This window comes from Lactobacillus acetotolerans DSM 20749 = JCM 3825, assembly GCF_001436775.1.
In the GTDB taxonomy this organism is placed as follows: Bacteria; Bacillota; Bacilli; order Lactobacillales; family Lactobacillaceae; genus Lactobacillus; species Lactobacillus acetotolerans.
The window spans coordinates 1-873 of record NZ_AYZC01000099.1 but is presented as its reverse complement, the minus strand read 5'-3'; the positions used below and the strand labels follow the sequence as shown (position 1 = coordinate 873).

The following is an 873-nucleotide window of genomic DNA, read 5'->3' as shown; positions in this document are numbered from 1 at the left end:
CTTAAGGAAAACAGGTCAGAAATATTTCTTTGAATTGCTCTGACAGTAATACTATCTTTGGAATCGTAAGGATAGGCCTGCTCGGCTAAAGAATACAGCCTGGCAGTCAGATATCTTGCTCTTTGCTTGCCTATGCCAGAAATAGACAGTAGCTCTTGATAAATTCTTGTTTCATCACTGTCTAAAACGTATTGAGCATGCGGGAATAAGCTGACAATGGTCCAATATATTTTGCCCGTGGGAGTGGCCATGATGCTTTCAATTTGCGGAAAAGTTGACTGTAGATTGCGGTGCAGCTGATTCTTGGCTACAATCAGATTCTTAGTTAATTCTTCAAAATAGCGGCTGGCATTTTGCATTTCATGATATTCTTTCGGCTGCGGCTCTCTTAATTTTTGCGGAGCACAAAACTCAATCAAAGCCAGATGATAGGCATCAAGCTTATCAGTTTTATTGTGTCGCAGATTATTGTCCATCAGTTTTTTTGCTTTCAATGGATTAAGCTTTAAATACTTAATATGATTTTCTTCTAGAAAGGCCTGCAAGCTAAGAGAATAAACACCGGTAGATTCAAAAACTACCAAAGGCGTAATTAAATAGCGATTTAAATGATCAAGCAGTTTTTGATAGCCAAAGGAGTCATTTGAAATAGTAAATGGCTTTCCTTGTTTAATACGATCAATTACAACACAGACAGTCGATGAATGGCTGCTAACATCAATACCAAAAACAATATTTTGTTCCATAATAACCTCCAAGTGAAGATAAACAGCTTTATCAAACCATTCAATTCTAATTTTCTGAACTCGGCATCAGGTGCCCACAGACTACGAAGAGACTTTAGAATGGCCGGTAAAGCAGCCCGTTTTGTTT

1 protein-coding gene is annotated in these 873 nt (G+C 37.9%); it reads right to left on the bottom strand.

What is annotated here, in order from left to right; all coding sequences use genetic code 11:
• The coding region (locus FC77_RS07710) for an IS110 family transposase (protein ID WP_082621134.1) at nt 1-749 on the bottom strand (749 nt) is incomplete at its 3' end.
• Nucleotides 750-873 lie beyond the last annotated feature (124 nt).